The sequence below is a fragment of the Lactobacillus sp. M0403 genome (assembly GCF_016101265.1).
Taxonomy (GTDB): domain Bacteria; phylum Bacillota; class Bacilli; order Lactobacillales; family Lactobacillaceae; genus Lactobacillus; species Lactobacillus apis.
On record NZ_JACFQV010000013.1, the window covers coordinates 1 to 2,480 of the forward strand.

The following is a 2,480-nucleotide window of genomic DNA, read 5'->3' on the forward strand; positions in this document are numbered from 1 at the left end:
AAAAGTAACTGACATGTCATGTATGTTTGCAGATGATGAAAATCTTGTCGACTTAAATATATCAAGTTTCAAGACCACTTTACCTATAGAAATGAGCGAAGCTTTTAAAAATTGCGCCAATTTAGTTGAGTTAAATTTAGAAAACTTCCACATCCCAAATTCAGAGGAGGCAGCTTTCGCACAAACATTCTATGGTTGTACAAATTTGCGGAAACTCAACATTAAAAATATTAATACAGGTACTCCAGAGTACGAAGATATGCTAGCCAACTTGCCCAACCTAAACACTCTTGTTCTTGGCGAAAATACTGATCTTACAACAGTATACAGCGATGATCTAGCTAATATAGATGATCCAAATACTCTTGTGGAAAACGTAGGACTAAATACAGAGGGAATTTGGCTCAATGTTGGCAATGGTACAGTAATTAGCCCCGAAGGAACCGAACGATACACCTCTGAGCAATTAATGAGGGCCCGTGTCGCAACCATAGATGGCACACAACGTAACTTCACAAAGGCTGAAACATATGTCCGCACGGGCTTGCCTATTACTATCCACCATGTAGATGAGTCCGGAAAGCAAATTGCAGAAGATACTATTTTCCCTGGTAATCTTGGCGACCCTTATTCAATTATCGGTGATCCCGTTGCAGGCTATACTTTAAAAGCCGGTCAATCTCCTGTTACCGGTATTTATGATAATGATAATACCAAAGAGCGTAATTTTACTTTCACCTACATTAAAAATCCTGAATCGTCCGCTCCTATCAAGGGAGAAAATGTCATTGTTCATTATCAAGATGAACAAGGCCGAACTATTGCGCCTAACGAGATTTTAAGTGGAAATACAGGCGATGGTTATGTTTCAGCCGCTAAAGAAATTGCTGGTTACACTTTAAAGACTCGGCCAAAAAACGCTACAGGATTCTTTAGTGATACTATCCAGAATGTTATTTACGTCTATAGTAAGACTGACCCTAAGACTGAGAGCCAAACTACTGGCAAAGGCAAGGAAAACAAAGACAATGCAAACAACGATAATGGAAATAAGAGTAATGGAAACAAAGGTAACAAAGCAAATAATGCCACTCTTCCCAGCTCAAGTCGTTATGGTACTCATACAAATGCACTAGGTAACAAAACTCACACAACCGCACTAGGTAGTAACGCTAACAAACTACATTCAGCTAACTCCTCTAACAACAATCAATTGCCAAAGACAGGCTCTGAAAAAAGGGCCCAACTAGCAGCTATTGCACTTGGCTCACTCACTTTAGCCAGCGCTGCAGCACTTCTTTGGACAAAAATTAAAAAGTTTAGTAAATAACTAAGCGTTAACTCTAAAAAGCACCAACTATAATTGGACAGTTATGTTGGTGCTTTTAATTTTCTCAATTCGTTACTTATTAAAAATATTTTTTTAAAAAATAAAACCTGTTTTTCAGATTCTAAACACCATTTTATCAGTGCTAAGTACAGTTATTTTTCACAACCAATACTCTTATCATCCCTGATAATATAGTGGTTTGTTTCAAAACACCTCGTTATTTTATTTTTGCTTATGCAGTAATGATTTCGTCTTTATCCTTCTAAGTGCACAAATTCTTGACTTGCTTTTGGCACATACACAAATATAATTATAAATATACTAATACATATATAATTACTTAATTGTATACAAATACACAGTGGAGTGCCTTTATTAATGAAAAAGACAAGTAACGTAAAAGGAAAAGTTCTATTTAGTAGCTCAGCTGCTATTTTACTTGGATTGATTTCCATTAATCCTAATCTAGTCAAAGCGGACAGTTTTTCTACTAGTCAAATGGCTTCTAAGAAAGAAACTACTGCCACTGAGACTCCAAATCCATCAGAAGATATCATCAGTGAACCTGCAAATACTGATGAGTCAGCGGCGAATCAAGCTTCACCAACCGCTCAAGATTCTGATGCTACCGTAAATAAAAAACGAATTGATGGAACTGCTGCTGGACTGCAAGTTTCCTATGACCTTGACACTGATGAACTCATCATTTTAGGTGGAACATATGAACAAATCAGTTTTTTGGACGATTGTCTTTCTGACTATTCCCTTTCTGACGACGAAGGAAATTCCATAAAACTTGCACGTGCTAAGCAGATTGCTATTACTGGTAAGATAAGTCTTAACTCTTCAAATTGTGCAGACTTTTTATTCGCCGGCTTTTCTAATACATCTAAAATTGTAGGATTAGAACACCTAGACCTTTCTCAAGCAACTAGTACAATTTACATGTTTAATGGCTGTGAAAATTTGACTTCACTCAATCTTTCTAGCTTTAATACTGCTAATGTAACAGAAATGAGAGCTATGTTTAGGAAGTGTAGGGCTTTAACAGCACTCGATCTTTCAAGTTTCAATATCTCAAAAGTAACTGACATGTCATGTATGTTTGCAGATGATGAAAATCTTGTCGACTTAAATATATCAAGTTTCA

Annotated in this window: 2 protein-coding genes; both read left to right on the forward strand. The window is 36.5% G+C overall.

Features of this window, described 5'->3' with window-relative positions:
- Positions 1-1,330 (forward strand): MucBP domain-containing protein (locus tag H3T48_RS08750; RefSeq protein ID WP_198189190.1); only part of this gene is annotated, 1,330 nt, incomplete at its 5' end.
- A 378-nt stretch (positions 1,331-1,708) separates the two neighbouring features.
- A partial coding sequence (locus H3T48_RS08755; RefSeq protein ID WP_198189191.1) for a BspA family leucine-rich repeat surface protein occupies positions 1,709-2,480 on the forward strand: 772 nt, incomplete at its 3' end.